Annotated in this window: 22 protein-coding genes; 9 read left to right on the top strand and 13 right to left on the bottom strand. The window is 45.1% G+C overall.

What is annotated here, in order from left to right; all coding sequences use genetic code 11:
- Positions 1 to 48: 48 nt before the first annotated feature.
- Positions 49 to 429, top strand: a complete 381-nt coding sequence (gene apaG / locus AB6E52_RS08105) for a Co2+/Mg2+ efflux protein ApaG (protein ID WP_004735899.1) — start codon at positions 49 to 51, stop codon at positions 427 to 429.
- 29 nt (positions 430 to 458) lie between these two features.
- Entirely contained in the window at positions 459 to 1,262 is an 804-nt protein-coding gene (locus AB6E52_RS08100) for a symmetrical bis(5'-nucleosyl)-tetraphosphatase (RefSeq protein ID WP_017062943.1), read from the top strand.
- Between the two features lie 74 nt (positions 1,263 to 1,336).
- On the opposite strand, the gene folA is transcribed toward AB6E52_RS08100, so the two are convergent.
- The 6 genes from folA to rplU all read right to left on the bottom strand — a co-directional run bounded on the left by folA (position 1,337) and on the right by rplU (position 5,343).
- Positions 1,337 to 1,816 carry a type 3 dihydrofolate reductase gene (gene folA / locus AB6E52_RS08095; RefSeq protein WP_017062944.1) on the bottom strand — a complete coding sequence of 160 codons (480 nt, stop codon included), beginning with the start codon at positions 1,814 to 1,816 and terminating at the stop codon, positions 1,337 to 1,339.
- A gap of 36 nt (positions 1,817 to 1,852) precedes the next feature.
- Positions 1,853 to 2,326 carry a threonine/serine exporter family protein gene (locus AB6E52_RS08090; protein ID WP_017062945.1) on the bottom strand — a complete coding sequence of 158 codons (474 nt, stop codon included), beginning with the start codon at positions 2,324 to 2,326 and terminating at the stop codon, positions 1,853 to 1,855.
- Positions 2,326 to 3,093: a threonine/serine exporter ThrE family protein gene (locus AB6E52_RS08085; RefSeq protein ID WP_017061378.1), complete on the bottom strand. Its 768-nt coding sequence runs from the start codon at positions 3,091 to 3,093 to the stop codon at positions 2,326 to 2,328. The genes AB6E52_RS08090 and AB6E52_RS08085 overlap by 1 nt, the downstream gene beginning before the upstream one ends.
- Positions 3,094 to 3,257: 164 nt before the next feature.
- Positions 3,258 to 4,430 (bottom strand): Obg family GTPase CgtA, encoded by a 1,173-nt coding sequence (gene cgtA / locus AB6E52_RS08080; protein ID WP_017061377.1) that lies wholly within the window; start codon positions 4,428 to 4,430, stop codon positions 3,258 to 3,260.
- Between the two features lie 324 nt (positions 4,431 to 4,754).
- Positions 4,755 to 5,012 carry a 50S ribosomal protein L27 gene (gene rpmA / locus AB6E52_RS08075; RefSeq protein WP_004735905.1) on the bottom strand — a complete coding sequence of 86 codons (258 nt, stop codon included), beginning with the start codon at positions 5,010 to 5,012 and terminating at the stop codon, positions 4,755 to 4,757.
- 19 nt (positions 5,013 to 5,031) lie between these two features.
- Positions 5,032 to 5,343, bottom strand: a complete 312-nt coding sequence (gene rplU / locus AB6E52_RS08070) for a 50S ribosomal protein L21 (protein WP_004740823.1) — start codon at positions 5,341 to 5,343, stop codon at positions 5,032 to 5,034.
- A gap of 268 nt (positions 5,344 to 5,611) precedes the next feature.
- Here rplU and ispB point away from each other — a divergent pair, with 268 nt between their 5' ends.
- Positions 5,612 to 6,583 carry an octaprenyl diphosphate synthase gene (ispB, locus tag AB6E52_RS08065; RefSeq protein ID WP_102321208.1) on the top strand — a complete coding sequence of 324 codons (972 nt, stop codon included), beginning with the start codon at positions 5,612 to 5,614 and terminating at the stop codon, positions 6,581 to 6,583.
- Positions 6,584 to 6,686: 103 nt separating this feature from the next.
- On the opposite strand, the gene AB6E52_RS08060 is transcribed toward ispB, so the two are convergent.
- A complete protein-coding gene (locus AB6E52_RS08060; protein WP_017068805.1) occupies positions 6,687 to 6,878 on the bottom strand; it encodes a hypothetical protein in 192 nt (63 codons plus the stop codon).
- Positions 6,879 to 7,002: 124 nt separating this feature from the next.
- Positions 7,003 to 7,938: a malate dehydrogenase gene (gene mdh, locus AB6E52_RS08055; RefSeq protein ID WP_009847834.1), complete on the bottom strand. Its 936-nt coding sequence runs from the start codon at positions 7,936 to 7,938 to the stop codon at positions 7,003 to 7,005.
- A gap of 332 nt (positions 7,939 to 8,270) precedes the next feature.
- Here mdh and argR point away from each other — a divergent pair, with 332 nt between their 5' ends.
- The 4 genes from argR (at position 8,271) to AB6E52_RS08035 (ending at position 13,428) form a co-directional block, all read left to right on the top strand.
- Positions 8,271 to 8,741 (top strand): transcriptional regulator ArgR, encoded by a 471-nt coding sequence (gene argR, locus AB6E52_RS08050; RefSeq protein ID WP_004740827.1) that lies wholly within the window; start codon positions 8,271 to 8,273, stop codon positions 8,739 to 8,741.
- Positions 8,742 to 9,082: 341 nt separating this feature from the next.
- A complete protein-coding gene (locus tag AB6E52_RS08045; RefSeq protein ID WP_017061374.1) occupies positions 9,083 to 10,051 on the top strand; it encodes a TAXI family TRAP transporter solute-binding subunit in 969 nt (322 codons plus the stop codon).
- A gap of 255 nt (positions 10,052 to 10,306) precedes the next feature.
- The gene (locus AB6E52_RS08040) at positions 10,307 to 12,886 is read left to right on the top strand and encodes a TRAP transporter permease (protein WP_065584689.1); all 2,580 of its coding nucleotides are present in this window, start codon (positions 10,307 to 10,309) and stop codon (positions 12,884 to 12,886) included.
- Between the two features lie 104 nt (positions 12,887 to 12,990).
- On the top strand, positions 12,991 to 13,428 hold the full coding sequence (locus tag AB6E52_RS08035) for a universal stress protein (RefSeq protein ID WP_004740830.1): 438 nt from the start codon (positions 12,991 to 12,993) through the stop codon (positions 13,426 to 13,428).
- 84 nt (positions 13,429 to 13,512) lie between these two features.
- Here the strand turns inward: AB6E52_RS08035 and AB6E52_RS08030 are convergent, their stop codons facing one another.
- Both AB6E52_RS08030 and AB6E52_RS08025 read right to left on the bottom strand, forming a co-directional pair.
- Positions 13,513 to 14,475 (bottom strand): D-2-hydroxyacid dehydrogenase, encoded by a 963-nt coding sequence (locus tag AB6E52_RS08030; protein ID WP_102321209.1) that lies wholly within the window; start codon positions 14,473 to 14,475, stop codon positions 13,513 to 13,515.
- A gap of 36 nt (positions 14,476 to 14,511) precedes the next feature.
- Positions 14,512 to 15,246: a pseudouridine synthase gene (locus tag AB6E52_RS08025; RefSeq protein WP_102321210.1), complete on the bottom strand. Its 735-nt coding sequence runs from the start codon at positions 15,244 to 15,246 to the stop codon at positions 14,512 to 14,514.
- A 158-nt stretch (positions 15,247 to 15,404) separates the two neighbouring features.
- On the opposite strand from AB6E52_RS08025, the gene AB6E52_RS08020 reads away from it, so the two are divergent.
- The gene (locus tag AB6E52_RS08020; RefSeq protein ID WP_017071550.1) at positions 15,405 to 16,682 is read left to right on the top strand and encodes an NRAMP family divalent metal transporter; all 1,278 of its coding nucleotides are present in this window, start codon (positions 15,405 to 15,407) and stop codon (positions 16,680 to 16,682) included.
- 92 nt (positions 16,683 to 16,774) lie between these two features.
- On the opposite strand, the gene rapA is transcribed toward AB6E52_RS08020, so the two are convergent.
- Positions 16,775 to 19,684 carry an RNA polymerase-associated protein RapA gene (rapA, locus tag AB6E52_RS08015; RefSeq protein ID WP_102321211.1) on the bottom strand — a complete coding sequence of 970 codons (2,910 nt, stop codon included), beginning with the start codon at positions 19,682 to 19,684 and terminating at the stop codon, positions 16,775 to 16,777.
- A 466-nt stretch (positions 19,685 to 20,150) separates the two neighbouring features.
- Between rapA and AB6E52_RS08010 the strand changes: the two genes are divergently transcribed.
- Positions 20,151 to 21,530, top strand: a complete 1,380-nt coding sequence (locus tag AB6E52_RS08010; protein ID WP_102321212.1) for a PhoH family protein — start codon at positions 20,151 to 20,153, stop codon at positions 21,528 to 21,530.
- A gap of 108 nt (positions 21,531 to 21,638) precedes the next feature.
- Here AB6E52_RS08010 and tldD read toward each other — a convergent pair whose 3' ends face one another.
- Together tldD and AB6E52_RS08000 are read right to left on the bottom strand one after the other, a co-directional pair.
- Positions 21,639 to 23,084 carry a metalloprotease TldD gene (gene tldD, locus AB6E52_RS08005; RefSeq protein WP_017061366.1) on the bottom strand — a complete coding sequence of 482 codons (1,446 nt, stop codon included), beginning with the start codon at positions 23,082 to 23,084 and terminating at the stop codon, positions 21,639 to 21,641.
- Positions 23,085 to 23,103: 19 nt separating this feature from the next.
- Positions 23,104 to 23,916, bottom strand: coding sequence for a carbon-nitrogen hydrolase family protein (locus AB6E52_RS08000; protein ID WP_017061365.1), 813 nt, complete (start codon positions 23,914 to 23,916; stop codon positions 23,104 to 23,106).
- Positions 23,917 to 23,951 lie beyond the last annotated feature (35 nt).

Raw genomic sequence — 23,951 nt, 5'->3', positions numbered from 1 at the left:
TGTAATACTTTAATTACATTAAGTATATCAACAACAAAAGGTGCGAATATGGATATATCTACGCCTTGTATCAAATGCCAGGTTCACTCTAAGTACATAGAAGAACAATCTGAGCCAACGAAGAATCGTTATGTCTTCGCCTACATTATTACCATCAAAAATCTAAGTAAAACAACGGTGCAACTTATGTCTCGCCGCTGGTTAATTACCGACTCTAACGGCAAGCAGCTCACCATTGAGGGTGATGGTGTAGTTGGCCAACAACCCGTGATTGAAGCCAACGACGAGTACACCTACACAAGTGGTACGGTCATCGAAACCCCTGTTGGCGTTATGCAAGGTCACTATGTGATGACCGATAACAAGGGCATTGATTTTATTACCGAAGTTGACCCATTCAGACTCGCAATCCCTAATATTCTTAATTAGCCGTACATCCGTATCTACAGGAAATTATTGTGTCGAATTACATTGTCGGAGACATCCAAGGGTGCTTCGACGAACTTCAAGGACTACTTGAAAAAATTAACTTTGATAAACACCAAGATACTTTATGGGTCGCCGGAGACTTAGTTGCTCGAGGCCCTAAATCATTGGAGACGTTACGCTTTATTCGTAACCTTGGTGACGCAGCTAAGGTTGTATTAGGCAACCACGACTTACATCTTCTGGCGGTGTCCTTAGGACTATTTCCAGCGAAACCAAAAGATAAGACTCAAGCGATTCTTGATGCTGAAGATCGTGAACTGCTAATCGAATGGTTAAGACAACAGCCTTTGCTTCAAGAACACCCAGAGTTCGTGATGTGCCATGCGGGTATCTCACCGCAGTGGAATCTAGAAAGAGCACGTGTTGAAAATCGAGAGATCGTATCCTTGTTAAAGTCCGATAAATGGCAATGGCTAATCGAAAACATGTACAGCAACGCGCCTGATTTATGGCATCAGGATTTACATGATATTGAGCGCTATCGCTATGCGATCAATAGCCTGACAAGAATGCGTTTCTGTTTTGAAGATGGCCGTCTCGACATGGCATGTAAGCTACCACCGAATGAGATTACCGATGAACCATTAGTGCCATGGTTTGACCTTCCGCAACGCATAAAGCTCGATAAAACCGTTGTTTTTGGACACTGGGCTGCGCTTGAAGGCTATAACGGAAAAGACGTAATTGGACTTGATACTGGATGCGTCTGGGGAGGTGAATTGACAATTCTTCGCTGGGAAGATAAACAGTTTTTCACTCAGAAAGCGCTATAAAGATACGAGAAACTTGCGCTACCTTGGTAGGGTAACGCAAGCATTTTTCAGAGACTAGCTATTGATAACCACAGTTAACGCTCGAGAATCACAAACTCCATGTTGTGTTTGTTTTTCTCGTCAGCTTGATAGCTCTCGTTAAAGCTCTGCTTCCAACCTTCACCCCAGTCAGGAAATTGTGTATCTCCATCGACGGCGAAATCGATGTAAGTCAGATACAACTTGTCCGCTTTAGGTAAGCAGCTCTCATAAATAGAGCCGCCACCAATGATCATCACCTCTTCAACATCACTGAGTAGCTCTAGAGCCTGTTCAATAGAAGTTACCGTCGTTACACCTTCAATCTTTAAACTCTCATCACGGCTGATTACGACATTCAACCGACCCGGCAAAGGGCGTCCAATAGAATCGTAGGTCTTACGTCCCATCACGACTGGTTTACCCATAGTCGAGCGTTTAAACCATGCAAAATCCGCAGGTAAATGCCAAGGCATCTGATTGTCTTTACCAATTATACGGTTGTTTGCCATTGCCGCTATCATGCTGATGATCATAAATCGAAAGTCCTGTCCCTAAAAAGAAAATTAACGCTAAACGATAGGTCTACGGCGATAGAATAACAGCCCTGGCACAGCTAAGCCAACCGCCAACCCTGCGATAATGAACATCGATTTTAAAAAGTTCTCCATCAACATTGCCAACAACTCAGGCGTGTAGCCTGCCCTGTTAATCTCCACCATCGCAATCATCGCCTTGAAGGCGAACACACCTGGCACCATAGGAATTAGAGCTGCAACCGTAAACACCTTCGGATGTGCTAACAGTTTATGTGACCAATGAACCCCTATCATACCAACCACGGTTGCGGCGAAGAACGTCGCCCATTCGATTGGAATACCAAAGTGCATCATCAGATACCGGCTACCATGACCGATAGAACCACCGAGTGCACAATAAATTAAAGCACGTTGCGGAACGTTAAACACCAATGCAAACCCAACCGCAGGAATAGCGGCGAAAAACATATCGTTGAGCAGACCTAAAAACAGTTCGAAAATACTCATTAGCTTGCCCACCCCCAAACATCTGATAGACTCATCGCCGCGACAATGCCCAAGCTCGTCGCCAGAGTTAATAAGCTGGCCATGGTAAAGCGCGCTAACCCCATATTAATATGGCCTTTAAGCATATCAGCGACGGAGTTAATCAGAGGAAAACCAGGTACTAACATTAATACAGATGAAGCCATCACGATCGTGGGTTGGCCGCCAATATTGTAAAGTACGGCTTGAGCTGAAATGGTCGTGGTAACGAATGCTGTGATAGCAAAGTTTAATAGCGGATTGAAATGGCGGTGCCCAATCTCTTGCCTGACGATCATACCGCAAGCTGAAGCAATAAAAGTCATCATGAAGACTTGCCAGTCTCCGCCCGCAAGGTGGCTAAAAGAGGCGCACGACAACCCTATCATCACAACCACTAACCAACGGTTGTAGCGCTCGGGGCTGATGTTTTGAATCTTTTTATACGCCAAATCATAATCGAGAATTCCCTTCTCCATCATGATGCAAATGCGTTGAATGTCGGTGATAACCTGCATGTTAATGCCACGATCAGCACAACTTCGAGTAGTGGTAATACAGTGATCATCCATTACGGTAGTTACAACAAGCGCATTGGCTGACAGTGCGACTTCAACCTCATTCACCCCACAAGCAATACCGATGCGACGCATGATATCGCCGACCAGTGTGCTCTCTGCCCCGTGCGCCAATAACATTTGTCCTGATTGAGCGACGAGTCTTGAGATCGCTCTTTGCTTTGATGCCATGATTTCCTTCCCATAGGCGTTAATTATCTAAAGATAAATTTTGCATAAAAAACAGTAAGACGTCATGATTTAGATACAAAAAAACCGCAATTTTCATTGCGGTTTAATAAAACTATCAGTGTACTTGTAAGAAGCGACCGATGCGTTATGAGAAACTAAGAGGATTAGTCACGAACATAGATAACATGGCCGTCATCCTCTTCGTCATCCCAATCGTCCCAATCGTCGTCATCTTCAGTAACGACATTCTTACCGCTCATCGCATCTTTATGGTAGTCATCCCACATAAAGTCTACTTTTTCTTCTTCTTCAACTTCTACAACTTCACGAGGTAGGTTTTCCATAAACTCACCTAGTTTGAAGCAAAGATCTTTGGTGCCGATTTTATTCACAGCAGAGATCTTGAAGTACTCGCCTTCCCAGCCCAAAGCATCGATGATTTCTTGAATCTTTTCGTCTGCTTCGTCTTCTGGCATTAGGTCAACTTTATTGAACACTAACCAGCGAGGTTTTTGTGAAACTTTTTCACTGTATTGCTCAAGCTCATCGATGATCGTTAGTGCATTCTGAATAGGATCAGATTGATCGATCGGCATAATGTCGATCATATGCAGAAGAACACGACAACGCTCAAGGTGCTTAAGGAATCGGATACCAAGGCCAGCGCCATCAGCTGCGCCTTCGATTAGACCTGGGATATCGGCAACAACGAAGCTCTTTTCAGGAACAACACTTACCACACCCAAGCTTGGGATCAAGGTAGTGAACGGGTAATCAGCCACTTTTGGTTTCGCAGCAGATACTGAACGAATAAAAGTAGATTTACCTGCGTTTGGTAGGCCAAGCATACCAACGTCAGCTAATAGAAGAAGCTCTAAACGCAGTTCACGAACTTCGCCTTTAGTACCCATTGTCTTTTGACGAGGGGCACGGTTAACAGACGATTTAAAACGCGTGTTACCAAGACCGTGCCAACCACCTTTACCAACCATTACTTTCTTGCCGTGTTCAGCAACTTCAGCAACGATTTCGTTGGTGTGGATATCAACCGCACGAGTACCTACAGGCACTTTCAGTGTAATGTCTTTACCACGTTTACCAGTACAGTTACCACCGCGACCGTTCTCACCACGCTCTGCGTTGTAAAAACGTTGGAAACGATAATCGATCAGCGTGTTTAAGTTCTCATCCGCTTGGATGTAAACATCACCACCGTCACCGCCATCACCGCCGTCAGGACCACCTTTAGCGACGAATTTTTCGCGCCAAAAGCTAACTGTACCATTACCGCCATCACCGGCTTCTATTTTTACTACCGCTTCATCAACGAATTTCATTTTTTAACTCCGCACTTACGTTGCGTCACCACTCATCAAGGAGTGATATAAATTCTAGCAGATCCGTGTTTAGATCGATCACCTAAGATCTAGGCCGACCTGCAACCAAGGAACAAATAAGGAGAGGTTCTTTGCTTTCTATTTCTTTTAAAACAAACGGCTTCTTAAAAACCAAACTGTTTATCAAAAAATAAAACGGCTTCTCAAAACCAAAACAAGAGCGTCTGCTTTTTTATTCTTGCTATAAATAAAAAACCCTGCCGAATCGGCAGGGCTTTTGAATTCAGCTTGAAAGCTAATAAAATAATCTAATTAAAGATTAAATTACTCAGCTTCGATGCTTACAAACTTACGGTTTTTAGGACCTTTAACAGCAAATTTCACTTTACCTTCAGTAAGAGCGAAAAGAGTGTGGTCTTTACCGATGCCAACGTTTGTGCCAGCGTGGAACTTAGTACCACGTTGACGAACGATGATGTTACCTGCAAGAACAGATTCACCACCAAAACGCTTAACACCAAGACGTTTGCTTTCTGAATCGCGGCCGTTATTAGTAGAACCGCCAGCTTTTTTATGTGCCATTGTTAAACTCTCCTAATACTTAAGCGTTAATGCCAGTGATTTTCACTTCAGTGAACCACTGACGGTGACCAGCTTGCTTACGCGAGTGCTTACGACGACGGAACTTAACGATTTTTACTTTATCGCCACGACCGTGTTGTACTACTTCTGCAGTAACCTTGCCACCTTCAACAAGAGGTGCACCAACAGCGATTTCTTCGCCGTTAGCAACAAGAAGAACTTTATCAAATTCAACAGTTGCACCAGTTTCAACGTCTAATTTCTCTAAACGAAGTGTTTGACCTTCGCTTACTCGGTGTTGTTTGCCACCAGATTGGAAAACAGCGTACATATTTTACTCCGCTTTTTCCGCACAGCCTATGGTTGTTAATTGTACAACTCGGGTGTGCGCTAAACTAATCAATAGGGCGCAGATTCTACGGGAATCATGGCGCTATGACAAGCCATATTTTTAAAAAATTGGCGAAAACCTGTTCGCCAAAGAAAAGTGCGGCAATCATGCCCTTTAGCGATGTATTAATCAACGTTTTTTAGTGTATTATTCAACAATTGAATACAACGTATAAGCCTTACAGGGTCTAACTTCAGCCGGATGAACAATGGATTTTAAAGCTATCCAAACGCTTACTGCCAATGATATGGCAAAAGTGAATGAAACAATTCAAGCCCAACTTAATTCTGACGTAAGTTTAATCAACCAGCTTGGTTTTTATATCGTTAGCGGTGGTGGAAAGCGCCTACGCCCTTTGCTAGCTCTTTTATCTGCCCGCGCACTTGGTTACCAAGGTGAAGCTCATATCACCTCTGCAGCCTTTATCGAGTTTATTCACACCGCAACCCTGCTTCACGACGATGTTGTCGACGAATCGGACATGAGACGTGGTAAAGCGACGGCCAATGCCGCTTTTGGTAATGCAGCTAGCGTTTTGGTGGGTGACTTTATCTACACACGCTCATTCCAAATGATGACAACGCTAGGATCCTTAAAGATCCTCGAGCTAATGAGTGAAGCGGTAAACGTGATTGCGGAGGGTGAAGTTCAACAATTAATGAACTGCAATAACCCAGACACCACAGAAGAAAGCTACATGCAGGTGATCTACTCTAAGACCGCTCGCTTGTTCGAAGCTGCGACCCAAATCGGCGCGATTCTTACTGAGTCATCACCAGAGATCGAAACAGCAATGCAGAACTATGGTAAATACCTAGGCACCGCATTCCAGCTGATAGACGATGTGATGGATTACACTGCAGATGGTAAAGAGATGGGTAAAAACGTTGGCGACGATCTAGCCGAAGGCAAACCAACACTGCCTCTGCTTTACGCAATGCATAATAGCTCTCCTGAACAAGCAAGCATGATTCGTGAAGCGATTGAGAAAGCGAACGGCATGGAACGTCTTGACGATATTATGGCTGTAATGAAAGAGACAGGCTCTTTAGAGTACACAACAAATAAAGCCTACGAAGAGGCCGATAAAGCCATCGCTGAGCTTTCTGTACTTCCTGACTCAGAATATAAGCAAGCGCTAACCACGCTCGCACACTTAGCTGTTAAACGCAGTAAGTAAGCAGGTTAATAGACAACTCGCTTCTAGCTTCTATATAAATAACAAAAAGAGCCTCAGGGCTCTTTTTTTTGGTTTTCAACAAATATTTGTAGGTGAGCCAAATTCAATATCGACTGGCTTCTAATGATAACGGCAGTTGTGCTTCAATCTCTTCAAGCTCTTCCATTGGCACCGCGTACTGCTCTTGCCCGTTGTAAGTCTCTACTAGCGCGTACTGCTCTTGCTCATCAATTACCAATACTTTTCCTAAGTGCCCCAAATATTCGACATTCATACCCTTCTGAACAGTAGCCATAACATTTACCTTCACATTAATTGTAAAGCTAAATACGAGTAGCTTGAACTTCAGGATCAAAAAAGCCGATCATAATGACCGGCCCTTATTAATTAGCTTAAGTCTGAGTTAAATAGCGTTTCGCTTATTTAGCGAATTCAACACCAATCTCGATGTCACCATTTAGCGTTTCAAGCATGCTATCTAAAGCGTTACGTTCGAAGTCACTTAGCTCACCGTAGCTAAGGATCGCTTCAGCGCCCTCTTTGCCTAGTTTAACTGGCTGTGCGAAGAATGGAGCGTGCTCGCCTTCACCTTCAACGTATGCACATTCAATCACGTTTTCTTCACCTTGAAGTGCTTTAACTAGTGCAAGACCGAAACGACAAGCCGCTTGACCCATAGACAGTGTCGCACTGCCGCCGCCAGCTTTAGCTTCTACTACTTCAGTACCTGCATTTTGGATGCGAGTCGTTAGCGCTGCAATTTCTTCATCAGTGAACTCTACGCCTTCAACTTGAGAAAGTAGAGGAAGAATCGTTACGCCTGAGTGACCACCGATAACAGGAACACGGATGTCGCCTGGATCTTTGTCTTTTAGTTCAGCAACGAACGTTTCAGAACGAATCACATCAAGAGTCGTAATACCGAATAGACGACGCTTGTCGTAAACGCCCGCTTTCTTCAGTACTTCAGCCGCGATTGGCACTGTTGTGTTTACTGGGTTAGTAATGATACCAACACAAGCAGTCGGACAAGTAACTGCGATTTTCTCTGCAAGAGACTTAACAATGCCAGCGTTCACATTGAAAAGATCCGCACGATCCATACCAGGCTTACGAGCAACACCCGCTGAAATAAGTACAACATCCGCACCTTCTAGTGCTGGTGTTGGATCTTCACCCGCGTAACCTTTGATCGAAACAGGCGTTGGGATATGGCTAAGATCGGCAGCAACACCCGGTGTTACCGGAGCGATGTCGTAAAGTGCAAGATCTGAACCAGCAGGTAGGCGGTTCTTAAGTAGTAGGGCTAGGGCTTGACCGATGCCACCAGCGGCACCAATAACAGCTACTTTCATTGTTATTCTCCTTGAGAGCTTTCTCTTATAGATTCTTTGTAGGGTAATTCTTGAGCTAAATCTAAGTTAAAAAACTATATTAATCACAAAGTGATTACAATCAATTAACGCTAGCTTTGCGACTTCGCGCAAGTCAATAAAACCGTGCTACACAGCAAGTTCGCATTATGGCGATAATCGACTGAAATAACAAAATAAGTCGTCGCAAATAACACATTATTCTATTAAATATTTACAGTGATATGACTAACAAATTACAGGGATGTTTTGGCTAAAATTGAATATGTATGCGAGAATATGCAAACATCTTTGTTAATGAATAAGAATGACATATGCGCAATACAGAAAAGCAAGACAACTTAGTTCGTGCATTTAAAGCCTTACTAAAAGAAGAACGTTTTGGCTCACAAGGCGAAATTGTGGATGCCCTAAAACACGAAGGTTTTGAAAGCATCAACCAGTCTAAAGTCTCGCGTATGTTAACCAAGTTTGGTGCCGTTCGAACTCGTAACGCAAAAATGGAGATGGTTTACTGTCTTCCTGCTGAGCTAGGTGTTCCGACCGTTTCTAGCTCTTTACGAGAATTAGTACTAGATATTGACCACAACAATGCATTGGTGGTGATACACACAGGTCCTGGTGCGGCGCAGCTGATTGCTCGTTTATTAGACTCACTAGGTAAGTCGGAAGGTATACTGGGCGTAGTCGCAGGTGATGATACTATCTTCATTACCCCAACGTTATCGGTTACCACTAAGCAACTGTTTGATTCAGTGTGTGAACTGTTTGAATACGCAGGATAATTGATCGCTGTTTCATAACTATCAGCCTTATTAATGGATCACGAGTATCTATTTGCTTCGTGATCCAAATCACATCCTAGAATATCCATACCTCCCTTCCAAAATCACACTAAACCATTGATTTTAAAAACTCAGTAGCAAATCAAACACGAGATCAAGACATCATTTGTTAGATTTTTTAGCTATATCTTTTAACATTCGAGTAATTTTCTGCCAATTTTTGATATTATTCAGCCACTTTTTCATCACATGGATTGAAAAAGGTGCCGTTTCCAAATAGGAAACTCCTGAAGCAACTACACTTGTTTCAGGGTTAATAATGAATAAAGGAAGGGAAATTCATGGCATTTACCAAACTTATTAAAGTTGGTGCTATTGCAGCTGCTGTAATGGGCGCTGGCGCTGTTAACGCTCAAGAGTTCATCACGATTGGTACTGGTTCAGTTACGGGTGTTTACTACCCAACTGGTGGTGCGATTTGTAAGCTAGTGAACAAGGGCCGCAAAGACCACAACATTCGTTGTTCTGTAGAGTCTACTGGTGGTTCAATCTACAACGTTAACACCATCCGTGCTGGTGAACTAGATTTCGGTGTTGTTCAATCGGACTGGCAATACCACGGCTACAACGGTACAAGTAAGTTCAAAGATCAGGGCGAATACAAGAAACTTCGCGCGATGTTCTCTCTACATACAGAACCGTTCAACATCATCGCTCGTACTGATGCTGGCATCAACAATGTGTCTGACCTAGCAGGTAAGCGTGTAAACATTGGTAACCCAGGTTCTGGTGACCGTGCAACGATGGGTGTTGTAATGGACGCTATGGGCTGGACTAACGACAGCTTCAAGCTTGCTTCTGAACTTAAAGGTTCTGAGCGTTCACAAGCACTTTGTGATAACAAGATTGATGCATTCATCTACATGGTTGGTCACCCGAACGGATCAATCAAAGAAGCAACAACGTCTTGTGATGCAAAACTGGTTTCAGCAACAGGTCCACAGATCGACAAGATCGTAGCTGAAAACCCATACTACGCTTACAGCACAGTTCCTGCTGGTATGTACCGTGGTACTGACGCTGACGTAAACAGCTTCGGTGTTGCAGCTACTATGGTAACAACTTCAGACGTTTCTGAAGAAGTTGCATACAACGTTGCTAAGGCAGTATTTGAAAACTTTGACACTTTCAAACGCCTACACCCAGCATTTGCTAACCTGAAAAAAGAAGACATGGTTAAAGCGGGTATCTCTATCCCTCTTCACCCAGGCGCAGCAAAATACTACAAAGAAGTGGGCCTTCTAAAGTAACTCTACTTTAAGCCTACTACACCAATAAGGAGGCTAGCCCTCCTTATTGGCTTTTCACGTTTTATAAAAATAATTTAAGTGAAAAGAACAGCCCTTTAAGTTTCTCCAATTTGGAGGACTTACCTTCGTATCAAGCCTAAGACAAAGACGAACAAAAAACGCATTTCCCTATCCATTCACTACACTAGATAGGAAATAAATAACGTTTGGTTGTTCGTAAGAAAAGGCAGACCATCAATAATAAGGATAAAGTACATGACGCAGACAACATCACCGTCTCCAGATGTGCAAGAAATGGTGGCACAATCAGATACTGGTGCGCGTAGCCCTCGTGGTATCCAAGGCCGTATTTTATGGTTTGTGCCTCTATGTTGGTCACTGTTCCAACTTTGGTATGCATCTCCGCTGCCGTTCATTTTTAACTTCGCAATTTTAAACGACACTGAAGCTCGAGCAATTCACCTTACGTTTGCTATTTTCCTAGCCTTTACCGCTTATCCAGCCATGAAGAATTCGCCTAGGGATCGCATCCCCGCAGTCGATTGGATATTAGCGCTTGTAGGTAGCTTTTCAGCTTCTTATATCTATATTTTCTATACTGAACTCGCTGAGCGATCGGGCGCACCAACAACATTCGATATTGTTGCGGCTGTATTCGGTATGGTTTTACTGCTTGAAGCAACACGACGCGCTTTGGGTCCACCTCTTATGGTTGTGGCAGCAGTATTCCTACTTTATACCTTTGGCGGCCCTCACATGCCGGACGTTATTGCCCACAAAGGTGCGAGCCTGAACAAGGCAATGTCGCATCTGTGGCTAACAACTGAAGGTGTATTCGGTGTGGCACTTGGCGTATCAACGTCATTCGTATTCTTGTTTGTACTGTTTGGTGCAATGCTAGAACGTGCTGGCGCCGGTGCTTACTTTATTAAAGTTGCATTCTCACTGCTTGGTCACATGAAAGGCGGCCCAGCGAAAGCAGCCGTTGTCGCATCAGGTCTGTCTGGTTTGGTATCAGGTTCATCTATCGCGAATGTGGTAACCACGGGTACCTTTACTATCCCGCTAATGAAGCGTGTTGGTTTCCCGGGTACTAAAGCAGGCGCAGTAGAAGTCGCGGCTTCAACCAATGGTCAATTAACACCACCTATCATGGGTGCAGCAGCCTTCTTGATGGTTGAGTATGTGGGCATCTCGTATGTAGAAGTAATCAAAGCCGCGCTACTGCCCGCTCTGATCTCTTACATCGCTCTGATTTACATTGTTCATCTAGAAGCATGTAAAGCAGGTATGACTGGCCTACCTCGTCGTCACACGCCAACCATCGTACAAAGCCTACTGTCTTTCACCGGTACCATTTTAGGTCTGTGTGTTATCAGTGCCGCAGTTTACTACGGTGTCGGTTGGACGAAAGATGTCTTTGGCGATGCTGCAACACCAATCGTAACGGTGGCTCTATTAGTCGCTTATGTCGCTCTGGTTCGTGTATCAGCAAAATACGCATCTGAAGGCGGCATGGAAATCGATGCGGATCTCAAAGAAGTTCCGGATCCAGGTCCAACAATTAAGTCTGGCCTGCACTTCCTATTGCCTATCGTGGTGCTTGTTTGGTGTTTAACAGTTGAACGTTTCTCTCCAGGTCTGTCGGCATTCTGGGCGACCGTGTTCATGATCTTCATTCTGATCACTCAGCGTCCGTTAATGACTCTGATGAACAAATCAGACGATCTTGCAGAGCAAACTAAAGCTGGCTTCGTTGATCTCGCAGAGAGCTTGGTTTCAGGCGCACGTAACATGATTGGTATCGGTGTCGCGACAGCGGCTGCAGGTACGGTTGTAGGCGTGGTGACTCTAACGGGTATCGGTCTAGTAATGACGGACTTCGTTGAGTTTATCTCAGGCGGTAGCATCATTCTTATGTTGCTATTCACTGCAGTAATCAGCTTGATCTTAGGTATGGGCTTGCCAACAACGGCGAACTACATCGTTGTATCAACGCTGATGGCTCCGGTAATCGTGACCCTAGGCGCTGCGCACGGCTTGATCATTCCATTGATTGCGGTTCACTTATTCGTGTTCTACTTCGGTATTCTTGCGGATGATACACCTCCGGTAGGTCTCGCGGCGTTTGCAGCAGCGGCAATTGCGAAATCAGATCCGATTCGTACTGGTATCCAAGGCTTCACCTATGATATCCGTACCGCAATTCTACCTTTCATGTTCATCTTCAATACTCAACTACTACTGATGGGCATTGATTCTTGGTGGCACTTAGCACTAACGATTTTCTCATCTGTGACTGCGGTACTTATCTTCGCAGCTGCAACACAAGGTTGGTGGTTCACCAAGAACAAGTGGTGGGAAACGGTGCTGCTTATTGCATTAACCTTCACTTTCTTCCGCCCTGGCTTCTGGTGGGACATGATTTACCCAGAGAAAGTTCTTTCGCCTGGAGTTGAGATTGCTCAAATCACAGAAAAGCTGGATGTGGGACAATCACTTGAACTTAGAGTGGGTGGCGAAAACTTAGAAGGTGACTATTCTGAAAAGACAGTTCGCCTACCGTTTGAAGATTCTGCGACCTCAAGTGAAGATCGTATTGCCTCTATGGGTCTAATGCTGACTGAATCAGAAGGCAAGATGATTGTTGATATGGTTGAGTTCGGTAGCCCAGCAGAAGCGGCTGGTATTGATTTCGATTGGGAAATCAAATCCGTTATCCAAGATGCAGATCGACCAATGAAAGAGTGGGTATTCTTACCAGCTCTGATCATTTTGATTGGTTTAGCGATGAACCAAAGAAGACGTGCTCGTAAGGATGAGATTAGCGCGTAATGGATAAGGCTGAGTAGTGCTTAGCGCTATTTGGCTTTATTACATGGAAAGGATAATTACAGTGCTAAGTGAAAGCTTAGCGCTGATTAAAAAGAGACGAATACATGTATAAACAAATCCTTGTTCCTGTTGATCTTAATGACAAAGGCTTTTCTGATAAGGCAGTCGAACTGGCGGTATGGCACGCAAAACACAGCAATGCTGAAATCCACATTCTGAACGTACTACCAGGCATTCACATGTCGATGGTGGCGTCTTACTTCCCGAAAGATGCAGCGAACCAAATGAAGCTTGATGTTAAAAATCAGCTGAAAGAGTTTGCCGACAAACACATCGACGATGAAGTGGTTTACAAAGTTCATGTTGCTGAGGGTAAAACCTACGCGACGATTCTTGATTACGCAGAAAAGCTTGGCGCCGACCTTATCGTGATGCCTAGCCATAAGCGTTCAAAAATCGACAAAGTGGTACTTGGCTCGGTTGCAAGCAAAGTAGTACAGAACTCACCAATCAATGTATTGGTGGTTAAACCGCAAGGTTAAGTCATTTAATCGACACACAATCTAAAAAGGTTGGCCTACAGGCCAACCTTTTTTGTTTTGCGTTCACGCAATTTAATTCTTTAATCAACTCACTAAGTTCTGCGGATTACCCTCAACAAACCCATCAATATTATCGATTAAGATATCAGACAGTTTTTGAATCGAGCTGTCGCTGCCCCACGCCACATGTGGAGTGAGTAATAAGTTCGGTAAGTGGCTATTAGCCAATAGTGGATTTGAGTTGTCGGCTGGCTCTTGTGTAAACACATCCATACCAGCGCCTGCAATCTCATGTTTTTTCAAAGCCTCAACTAGGGCTTGTTCATCTACTAGACCTCCGCGCCCGGCATTAATTAATACCGCGCTCGATTTCATCATTGTGAGCTCTCGCTCTGAAATCAGATTTTGGGTCGCGTCAGTCAATGGGCAATGTAGACTGATCGCATCCGCTTGCTTCAATACCGTATCAAAAGGTAGATACCCTTCTCGACAAGACTCTGCTCCTTTTCGCTCGGCAAACATCACCTTCATACCAATCGCTTTGGCTAACATTGCGGTGGCTTGACCTAAGCTGCCACTCCCCATCAACCCCAGTGTGCTGCCAGCCACATCTTGAATCGGATGAGTAAAGAAGCAGAACTGCTTGTCCTTTTGCCACTCACCTGCCTCAATATCTTTGTGATAACCAACAAGGTTTCGTTTAAGTGCAAACAGCATTGCGATGACATGTTCAGGAACCGATTGAGTCGCATAACCTTGTACGTTTGTCACTGCAATGTTTTTAGATTTGCAGTATTCCACATCGACATTATTGACACCGGTCGCTGAAACCGCGATCAACTTGAGTTTTTTCGCACCAGCGAGATTCGACTCATTGAGCACTACCTTGTTAGTGATCACCACATCAGCTTCTTCAACTCGCTCTGATACTTGCTCAGGAGCTGTGAAATCATACTCTACCCATTCATGCTCAAAGCTCAGAGGCTTTAAATGAATTTGAGATGGGATAGTCGCTCTATCGAGAAACACAACTTTCAGCGTTGGCATTCTTCTTCCTTGGTTAGATCTATGAATCAGTCCATTCTAAGCTTTTAGCTTACTGTAGTCTGGAAGCTCAGGCACAATTTCAAAGTGCTGTTCGATTTGTGGCGATGCTTGAGGATAAAACTCACACGGAACAAAGGCTTTGAATAACTGATCATTGGCCGGGTGATAAAAACTGAGTTCACACGCGTGCAGAGCTAACCTCTCGCCATAGATAAATGCATCTGGCGTTGCATAAAACTCGTCGCCAACAATGGGCGTCCCTATTTCCATACAATGCACACGCAACTGATGAGAGCGACCGGTAATCGGCAGTAACTTCAACAAAGTGGTTTGAGTCTCTTCTTGCTCTACCATATAACGAGTCTGTGATGGCTTGCCATCATCAAAACACACTTTCTGCCTAGGGCGATTCGGCCAATCACAGATGAGTGGCAGATCAATAAGCCCTTCTTTTTCTTCTACTGCCCCCCACACTCGTGCGTAATAGAGCTTATGTGTCAGTCGATATTGGAACTGCTTCTTCAAATGCCGCTCAGCCTGCTTATGTTTAGCTAACAACATCAAGCCCGATGTCGACATGTCTAATCGATGCACGACTTGAATCTCTGGAAATTCGACAACCAAGCGACTCCACATACTGTCGTAATGCTCAGGTAACCTACCCGGAACAGAAAGCAGGCCTGCAGGCTTGTTCACCACAAGAATATCGTCATCTTGATAAACAATATCAATCCACGGTTCACGTGGTGGTGTGTACTGTTCTAACGCCATTGAAGCCTCTTAATTGCTAGTGAACAAATAATTCACGGTTGATTCGTTTATAAATAAATACAATTTTCAATATTTTCGTACATAAAAGTTGACGGCTTTACAAAACATGGTATTGATAGGGTAACAGATAATAAGAAGTCAGCATCAAAGGAAAAACGATGGACAGTACGGTTAAAACCACCAACACAAAAACACCAACCTCAGATCCCCTATCAAGTTTAATCAAGTCTCTTGGCCCAGGCATTATGATGGCCGCAGCGGCTGTAGGTGGTTCTCACTTAGTCGCCTCAACCAAGGCGGGTGCGATTTATGGTTGGCAGCTTGCCGCTCTCATTATCCTCGTTAACGTATTTAAATATCCATTCTTCAGAGCCGGCATCCAATACACGCTAGGAACGGGTCAAAGCTTGGTGGAAGGTTACTCTAACCTAGGCCGCCCATACCTTGTGATCTTTTCGATCTTGAGTGCCATATCTGCGGTCGTGAATACCGCTGCCCTGCTATTATTCAGTGCAAGCCTACTCAGTTACTTTGTTCCTTTCGATTTAGCCACTAGCACCTTGTGCATGATCGTTTTAGCGACCTGTTTGATCATTCTGTTTGCTGGCCATTATCGTGCTCTAGATACACTATCTAAAGCGATCATGGCGATCTTAACCATCACAACCTTAGCTGCAGTCGCCATTGCTATCGGCTCTCCAGTCGAACCTGATGCTGCTTTTGTTCCACCGTCGCCTTGGTCATTGGCTGCTATTGGTTTTATCGTGGTGACCATGGGTTGGATGCCTGCGCCTATCGAAATATCAAGCATCACCTCTATGTGGCTAAAAAGCCAAAAAGAGAAGCAGGAAGTGACCGCACAATCAGCGCTGTTCGACTTTAACGTTGGCTACATTGGTACGGCGCTGCTTGCTTTAGTATTCGTTGCGTTAGGCGCGCTAGTACTTCACGGTTCGGGAGTTGAACTGTCTCGCTCCGGTGTTGGCTTTACTCATCAATTGGTCGGCATCTACGCTTCGACAATTGGTGAATGGTCTCGCCCGTTAATCGCTCTTATCGCTTTCTTCTGTATCTTTGGTAGCACCATTACCGTTATCGATGGCTACTCACGCGTGCTTGCTGAATCACAACGTCTATTATTCAAAAAAGATTCAAGCCCAAGAATGCTGCAAGGCTGGATAATCATTGTCTCTATCGCGGCACTCGCGATTGTGATGTTCTTTAGCGCAGCACTGATGCCTATGCTCGATTTCGCAATGGTACTCGCGTTTGCAACAACGCCATTCTTCGCTCTGCTTAATTTCATCTTGGTCAACAAAGCTAAGCTTCCAGAAGCGCTAGCCATTGGCAGCAAACTAAAATGGTTGTCTGTAGCAGGTCTTGTTTACCTATTTGGTTTCCTAGCGGTATTTGTTTGGTGGAAGTGGTTAATGTAACCAGTTACTTGAATTGTTAATTAAGCTACAGATACAAATAAGGCCTTCATAATGAAGGCCTTATTTCGTTGAAGCATTTCGCTAATTCAAAACTAGTTGTGAGAAACCACAATCAAGCGTAATGAATCTAGCTGAACCTGAGCTTTGCTGATGTAACCGGTCAGTTCATTGATTTGAGCTTCGATTACCTCTAGCTCTTCATCACGAATATTAGGATTCACGGCTTTAAGCGCTTGTAGACGCTCTAATTCACCGTTCAGGTTAGTCTGCATATCTCGTTGAGCTTGTTCACGCACTTCTTCCACTTTAGGAAGTACGTGCGTCTCACCCGCTTCGATTAGCTTGTGAATTTCACCTTGTACCGAGTTAACTAGCTTGCTCGCTAGGTGACGGTTTACAGGGCTTAATTGACGGTTAAAGCTGTCGAACTCAACCTGAGCTGATAAGTCATTACCACGGCCATCCATCATCAAACGAATTGGCGTCTTAGGCAAGAACTGGCTGATACCGCTGCGTTTCGGCGCTTGCGCATCCACAAGGTAAACCAGCTCAAGCAGGATAGTACCCACTGGCAGCGCTTTGTTTTTCAGTAGTGATACCGCTGATGCACCAACACCTTCACTCAGTAGCAGATCGATACCGCCCTGAATCATTGGGTGTTCCCAGCTAATGAAATTCATGTCTTCACGAGAAAGCGCAGTATCACGATCAAACGTGATGGTTGCGCCTTCGTATGGTAAGCCTGGGTAGCTTGGCACCATCATGTGCTCAGACGGCGTTACAACCAGAGCATTCTCACCCTTGTCGTCTTGGTTCAAGCCAATCGTATCGAACAGGCTTAGTGCAAACGTTACTAGGTTAGTGTCGCCGTCAGTCGAGGCAATCTTCTCTGCAATTTCATGCGCTTTGTCGCCGCCGTTTGAGTGCATTTCTAATAGGCGATCACGGCCTTTTTCTAGATCTGATTTCAGGCTTTGATTTAGCTTGGCAGACTCTTCAATCACGTCATCAAGTTGCTCAGTGTTACCAGAAGCCAGCATCTCGATAAGAACATCTGAGTACTTATCGTAAACCGTGCGACCCGTTGGACAAGTTTCCGCAAATGCATTCAGACCTTCATCGAACCAACGCGCAAGGATCGCCTGTGATGTGCCTTTTAGGTAAGGAACATGAATGTCGATATCACGCAGCTGACCGATACGGTCCAAACGGCCAATACGTTGCTCAAGCAAGTCTGGGTTGAATGGAAGATCGAACATCACAAGTTGGTTAGCGAACTGGAAGTTACGACCTTCAGAGCCGATTTCACTACAGATAAGAACCTGAGCGCCGCCCTCTTCTTGAGCAAAGTAAGCCGCAGCTTTATCACGTTCAAGGATCGACATGCCTTCGTGGAATACGGTTGCACGCACACCTTCACGCTCACGCAGTGCTTGCTCTAATTGAAGCGCCGTACTTGCACGAGAGGCGATCACTAGGATTTTCTCGCTGCGCTTGTCTTGGATCTTTTCAATCAACCAGTTAACGCGTGAGTCGAACTGCCACCAGCTTGAATCTTCACCTTCAAACTCTTGGAAGATCTCTTCTGGATACAGCATCTTCATTGCACGAGCTTCGGGAGCCATTTTGCCACCGATCATGCCAGATACACGCATTGAGGTTGTGTACTGCGTTGGAATCTCCATCGGCAGTAGGTTTACATTACGCTTAGGGAAGCCTTTGATTGCAGCACGTGTGTTTCTGAAAAGAACACGGCCAGTACCATGGCGATCCATAAGGTTATCAATCAATTCTTGGCGAGCTAACGCTTGCTCTTCTTCGCTGCTATCACCTTCGATAACGCGGAATAGAGGCTCAACATCTTGCTCAGAAAGCAGTTCCGTAATCTGGTTCTTCGCGCTGTTTTCAAGCTTCACTCCAGAGAACAGAGCCGTTACTGCATCAGCAACCGGTGCGTATTGGTCTTCTTCTTCAACGAATGCTTCGTAATCGTAGAAGCGATCAGGATCAAGCAGACGCAGACGTGCAAAGTGGCTCTCACGACCAAGCTGTTCAGGCGTTGCTGTTAGTAGTAGCACACCAGACGTATTTTCCGCTAAGCCTTCAACCACTTGGTATTCACGGCTTGGTTTGTCTTGGCTCCACTCAAGGTGGTGCGCTTCATCGACAACCAACAAGTCCCACTCGCCTTCAAGTGCTTGCTCGTAGCGCTTACGGCTCTTACGTAGGAAGTCCAAAGAACACAGAACGTACTGCTGGGTATCAAACGGGTTGTCTGATTCAGCAAACGCTTCAATACAACGCTCTTCATCGAAGATAGAAAAATGCAGGTTGAAACGGCGCATCATCTCTACTAACCATTGGTGTTGTAGAGTTTCAGGAACCACAATCAGAATGCGTTCAGCACGGCCAGACAGCACCTGTTGGTGGATGATCATGCCCGCTTCGATGGTTTTACCTAGGCCCACTTCATCAGCCAGTAAAACGCGCGGAGCGTGACGACGACCCACTTCATGAGCGATGTATAGCTGATGAGGGATCAAGCCAGCACGCATACCACACAAGCCACGCATCGGGCTCTTGTGTTGTTGGTACTGGTTGCTTAGCGCACGGTAACGCAACACAAAGTTATCCATACGGTCGATTTGACCTGCGTATAGCTTATCTTGTGGCTTGTTAAAGCGGATCTGGTTGCTTAAGAAGATTTCACGCAGAGTGACTTCTGTTTCTTGGGTATCTTCGCGAGTACCTAAGTAGGTTAGCAGCCCTTTGTCTTCGATAACTTCTTCGACAGACAGAGACCAACCTTCTTGGCATTCGATGACATCGCCTACATTAAACGTTACTCGGGTTACGGGAGCATCAGTACGTGCATAAACACGGTTTTCTTCTGACGCTGCAAACATTAGTGTCACTGTGCGAGCATCCATTGCTACAACGGTACCTAAACCTAAATCGCTCTCCGTATCGCTTATCCAGCGTTGCCCCAAAGCAAATGTCATGAATCGACTACCTCAATCTTATAGTTGGAATTTGGTCTTCTTAACTGCAGTTTTAAACAAGAACATTATCGCTCCTGAACTAAAAATATAGCCAAAAATGTCTAGTTTGCAGCCACTTTTTAAGTGCGCTCTCAATAATAAATATCTCGAGAAAATGGTGCAGAAAAAGGTCGCTAATCTTACTCGATGCTGTGATTTAGGTCACGCCTAAAGGAGATGATTTCATGCTTTTTTTCTGTTTTCGCCAGTGCAATCAAACTGTCAAAAATTCATGGTTAATCTATAGGTAGCAGATTGCTGCTCTCAAACGAATACACCATATTCACTCGTAACGATATGGTGCTGTTCCTCTAGATGAAGTTTAGGTGAGTAGTTGACTATCACCAGAATCAGATACTAATCTTTATATGAGCTTTATCTACGTTCAATGAATGCAAGGCAAGCCGCACGTCGGCAAGGAGATGCTATGGGCGAGACCAACCGGAAGCTATTTGTTTTAGACACCAATATCCTACTTCACGAACCCTTCGCTATATTTTCTTTCCAAGAGCACGATGTCGTTATCCCCATGACAGTGCTAGAAGAACTCGACAGAATCAAAGACAGTAAAAGAGACGTTGCTCGAGATGCGAGAATTGCGATTCGAACGCTCGAAGACCTGTTCAGGGAAGCCACACCAGACCAAATATCGGAAGGCATCCCTTTTTCTAAAGACATAAATGCATCTGGCAGTATTTCAATACTCGCTGACTACGAACTTCAAGAAAGCATCAAAGCCTTTGCCGATGACAAGGCGGGCGATAACCGAATCCTCAACGCTGTCCTCTATCTTCAAAATAAACGCGCACCACGCGAAGTGGTTCTCATCACCAAAGACATCAATATGCGTTTACGAGCAAAAGGCGCCGGTGTACGTTTTGTTGAAGACTATCAAACTGACCAACTGATTGATGATATCCAATATCTCACCAAAGGCTTTCAACAGCTCGAAGGCTCATTTTGGGATGGTATCGACAATGTCGAGAGCAGAAGTTTAGGTGGAAAGACACTGCACACCTTAGCAAGAGCGCCGTTCGAGCCAACCTTCCTCAACCAATATGTGATTGATGAAGAGAGTGACTTTGCAGCAAGAGTTGAAGAGATTGATACCGAAACCATCACACTCAGGGACTTAAGCCGTGAACGCTTAATGAACAGAAGAGCTTGGGACATCACGCCAAAAAACATTTATCAAGGAATGGCGATTGATGCGCTGCTCGACCCTGATATTGATCTGGTGATTCTCACTGGTGCGGCAGGTAGTGGTAAGACACTGCTTGCTATGGCTGCTGCACTTGAACAAACCATTGAACGTAAGCAATTCGATAAGGTCATCGTAACCCGCAACACCCCTGATATTGGTGAATCGATAGGTTTCCTTCCGGGTACAGAGGAAGAGAAAATGTTGCCTTGGTTAGCCGCAGTGACCGATACACTGGAAGCGCTGCACAAGAACGACCACTGCACAGAAGGCTCGATGAAGTACATCTGTGACAAAGCCAATATCCAGTTCAAATCAATCAACTTCATGCGTGGCCGCTCGATTCAAAATGCCTTTGTGCTTTTGGATGAGTGTCAGAACCTCACCGCTTCACAGATAAAAACCATCATCACCCGTTGTGGTGAAGGTACTAAGATCGTCTGCTCAGGTAACTTAGCGCAGATAGATTCTTCTTACCTAACCCCTGTGACTTCAGGCTTAACCTACATGGTTGAGCGTTTTAAAAACTTCGAAGGCAGTGCCAACATCCACCTCAATGGTGTGGTGCGTAGCCGACTAGCTGAGTTTGCGGAAGAGAACATGTAGTGACTCTATACGCTCACTGAATCAGTAATCTAAAAACAAAAAGCGCCTCACATTGGAGGCGCTTTTCAATTTAATATTTTGAAGTAAGTCGGCAGAGGTTAGTCTGAATTACTCAGTACCACCAACGGTTAGCGAGTCTAGTTTCAATGTTGGTTGACCAACACCCACTGGCACACTTTGACCAGCCTTACCACACACACCCACACCACGGTCGATGCTTAGGTCGTTACCCACCATAGACACCTGCTGCATCGCTTCGATACCAGAACCGATTAGCGTCGCGCCTTTCACTGGGTGAGTGATCTTACCGTTTTCAATCATGTACGCTTCAGACGCTGAGAATACAAACTTACCTGATGTGATATCGACCTGACCGCCACCGAAGTTCGGTGCGTAGATACCTTTCTCAACCGTCGCGATGATCTCTTCCGGTGTGTGTTCGCCCGGTAGCATGTATGTATTCGTCATACGTGGCATTGGAAGATGCGCGTATGACTCACGACGACCATTACCTGTCGGTGCTACACCCATAAGACGAGCGTTCAGCTTATCTTGCATGTAACCTTTTAGGATGCCGTTTTCGATTAACGTATTGTACTGACCGTTAACACCTTCATCATCGACGTTCAATGAACCGCGTAGATCCGTTAATGTACCGTCATCGACAATCGTACATAGGCTTGAAGTTACTTGCTCACCAACTTTGCCAGAGAATACTGACGACTCTTTACGGTTGAAGTCGCCTTCTAAACCGTGGCCTACCGCTTCATGCAGCAGAACGCCCGGCCAACCAGAACCAAGAACCACAGGCATGGCACCAGCAGGCGCTGCAACCGCTTCAAGGTTAACTAATGCTTGGCGAATCGCTTCATCCGCAAATTGGTAAGCAACTTGAGTGCCTTTGTCATCACTTAAGAAGAAGTCGTAACCAAAACGGCCACCACCACCAGCGCTACCACGCTCACGACGATCACCCTTCTGTGCAAGTACGCTAATAGACAAGCGAACCAGCGGACGAATATCACCAGCGTAAGTGCCATCAGTCGCAGCAACCAGCATCTGCTCATGCACACCACTTAAACTCACCGATACTTCAGTCACCATCGGCTCTTTAGTGCGAATGTAAGCATCTAATGATTTTAGTAATTCTGTTTTCTGCTGTTTTTCCCAACTCGCAAGCGGGTTAACTGCATCATAGTAAGCTTGATTAGAGTTGCGTTTGAACGCTTGAACCTTGCCGTTTTGACCTTGTTTAGCAATACCACGAGCCGCAATTGCGCTCTGCTTAAGACCATCCAATTGGATTTGGTCAGAGTAAGCAAAACCAGTCTTTTCACCAGATACTGCACGAACGCCAACACCGCAATCGATATTGAAAGAGCCGTCTTTAATAATGCTGTCTTCTAGCACTAAAGATTCGTGCCAGCTTGACTGAAAGTAGATATCAGCATAATCAATTTGGCGGGTAGCAATACTCGCCAATGTATCTGCGATATTTTGCTCCGTAAGCCCTGTCGGGTTCAGTAGCGCTTCTTCAATTTGATTAATGCTCATAGATGGCTCTTGTTTGTAATTAAAATTGATTGGTAAATCGAGAGTGTTGCGCGATGGGCATATTTTGCCTAATGGACTCGCAACTGGATGTGTCTATCTCAACCACCATACTTTTAGGATCTTGGTCTAACTGTGCGACCACTCGTCCCCATGGATCAACCACCATTGAGTGTCCCCATGTCTCTCTTTGGCAAGGGTGTTTTCCGCCTTGACCTACCGCGACAATCCACGACTGTGTTTCAACCGCGCGGCATCTTAATAGTACTTCCCAGTGCGCTTGACCCGTTACCGCTGTAAAAGCCGCAGGCACCACAATGATTTGTGCCCCTTGCTTACGTAACTCTGAATACAAGTGTGGAAAGCGCACATCATAACAAATACTCAAACCTAAGCGACCAAAAGGCGTTTCCGCTGTCACAACTTGGTTGCCCGGAGTGAAAATATCCGACTCTCGATAGCACTTATGGGCGTCAGCGACATCCACATCAAACATGTGTAGCTTGTCGTAATGAGCAACGAGGCAACCAAAATCATCAATCACCAAGGTGGTGGTCGTCACTCCGTTAGTTGTGCTTATCGGCATACTGCCAATGACGATCCAAATTCTGTGAAGCTTTGCTAGCTCAGAGATTTTCTTTTGCAGTGGGCCATCATTAAAAGGCTCAGCACACTGGTGATAGTCGGCTTTACTGCCAAAAACTAACGCGTTTTCAGGGCAAACAACCCACTTAGCCCCCAACTCTTTGCACTTTGCAACTTCTTGAGCAAGGTACTCAAAGTTCAATTCAGGGCTGGGGCCAGATGTCATTTGAATCAACCCAACACAATCCATGTGTATCGCTCCTCCATTCATTATGATTCAGAAAT

Source organism: Vibrio sp. 10N.247.311.13, from assembly GCF_041467595.1.
GTDB classification, from domain to species: domain Bacteria; phylum Pseudomonadota; class Gammaproteobacteria; order Enterobacterales; family Vibrionaceae; genus Vibrio; species Vibrio crassostreae_C.
The sequence above is the reverse complement of the archived record's forward strand: the minus strand, read 5'-3'. Positions and strand labels throughout refer to the sequence as shown.

What these genes read in the sequence shown, in the direction of transcription:
- apaG (WP_004735899.1), top strand. Translation starts at nt 49, where the DNA reads ATGGATATATCTACGCCTTGTATCAAATGCCAGGTTCACTCTAAGTAC.
- folA (WP_017062944.1), bottom strand. Translation starts at nt 1,816, where the DNA reads ATGATCATCAGCATGATAGCGGCAATGGCAAACAACCGTATAATTGGT.
- AB6E52_RS08090 (WP_017062945.1), bottom strand. Translation starts at nt 2,326, where the DNA reads ATGAGTATTTTCGAACTGTTTTTAGGTCTGCTCAACGATATGTTTTTC.
- AB6E52_RS08085 (WP_017061378.1), bottom strand. Translation starts at nt 3,093, where the DNA reads ATGGCATCAAAGCAAAGAGCGATCTCAAGACTCGTCGCTCAATCAGGA.
- cgtA (WP_017061377.1), bottom strand. Translation starts at nt 4,430, where the DNA reads ATGAAATTCGTTGATGAAGCGGTAGTAAAAATAGAAGCCGGTGATGGC.
- rpmA (WP_004735905.1), bottom strand. Translation starts at nt 5,012, where the DNA reads ATGGCACATAAAAAAGCTGGCGGTTCTACTAATAACGGCCGCGATTCA.
- rplU (WP_004740823.1), bottom strand. Translation starts at nt 5,343, where the DNA reads ATGTACGCTGTTTTCCAATCTGGTGGCAAACAACACCGAGTAAGCGAA.
- ispB (WP_102321208.1), top strand. Translation starts at nt 5,612, where the DNA reads ATGGATTTTAAAGCTATCCAAACGCTTACTGCCAATGATATGGCAAAA.
- AB6E52_RS08060 (WP_017068805.1), bottom strand. Translation starts at nt 6,878, where the DNA reads ATGGCTACTGTTCAGAAGGGTATGAATGTCGAATATTTGGGGCACTTA.
- mdh (WP_009847834.1), bottom strand. Translation starts at nt 7,938, where the DNA reads ATGAAAGTAGCTGTTATTGGTGCCGCTGGTGGCATCGGTCAAGCCCTA.
- argR (WP_004740827.1), top strand. Translation starts at nt 8,271, where the DNA reads ATGCGCAATACAGAAAAGCAAGACAACTTAGTTCGTGCATTTAAAGCC.
- AB6E52_RS08045 (WP_017061374.1), top strand. Translation starts at nt 9,083, where the DNA reads ATGGCATTTACCAAACTTATTAAAGTTGGTGCTATTGCAGCTGCTGTA.
- AB6E52_RS08040 (WP_065584689.1), top strand. Translation starts at nt 10,307, where the DNA reads ATGACGCAGACAACATCACCGTCTCCAGATGTGCAAGAAATGGTGGCA.
- AB6E52_RS08035 (WP_004740830.1), top strand. Translation starts at nt 12,991, where the DNA reads ATGTATAAACAAATCCTTGTTCCTGTTGATCTTAATGACAAAGGCTTT.
- AB6E52_RS08030 (WP_102321209.1), bottom strand. Translation starts at nt 14,475, where the DNA reads ATGCCAACGCTGAAAGTTGTGTTTCTCGATAGAGCGACTATCCCATCT.
- AB6E52_RS08025 (WP_102321210.1), bottom strand. Translation starts at nt 15,246, where the DNA reads ATGGCGTTAGAACAGTACACACCACCACGTGAACCGTGGATTGATATT.
- AB6E52_RS08020 (WP_017071550.1), top strand. Translation starts at nt 15,405, where the DNA reads ATGGACAGTACGGTTAAAACCACCAACACAAAAACACCAACCTCAGAT.
- rapA (WP_102321211.1), bottom strand. Translation starts at nt 19,684, where the DNA reads ATGACATTTGCTTTGGGGCAACGCTGGATAAGCGATACGGAGAGCGAT.
- AB6E52_RS08010 (WP_102321212.1), top strand. Translation starts at nt 20,151, where the DNA reads ATGGGCGAGACCAACCGGAAGCTATTTGTTTTAGACACCAATATCCTA.
- tldD (WP_017061366.1), bottom strand. Translation starts at nt 23,084, where the DNA reads ATGAGCATTAATCAAATTGAAGAAGCGCTACTGAACCCGACAGGGCTT.
- AB6E52_RS08000 (WP_017061365.1), bottom strand. Translation starts at nt 23,916, where the DNA reads ATGGATTGTGTTGGGTTGATTCAAATGACATCTGGCCCCAGCCCTGAA.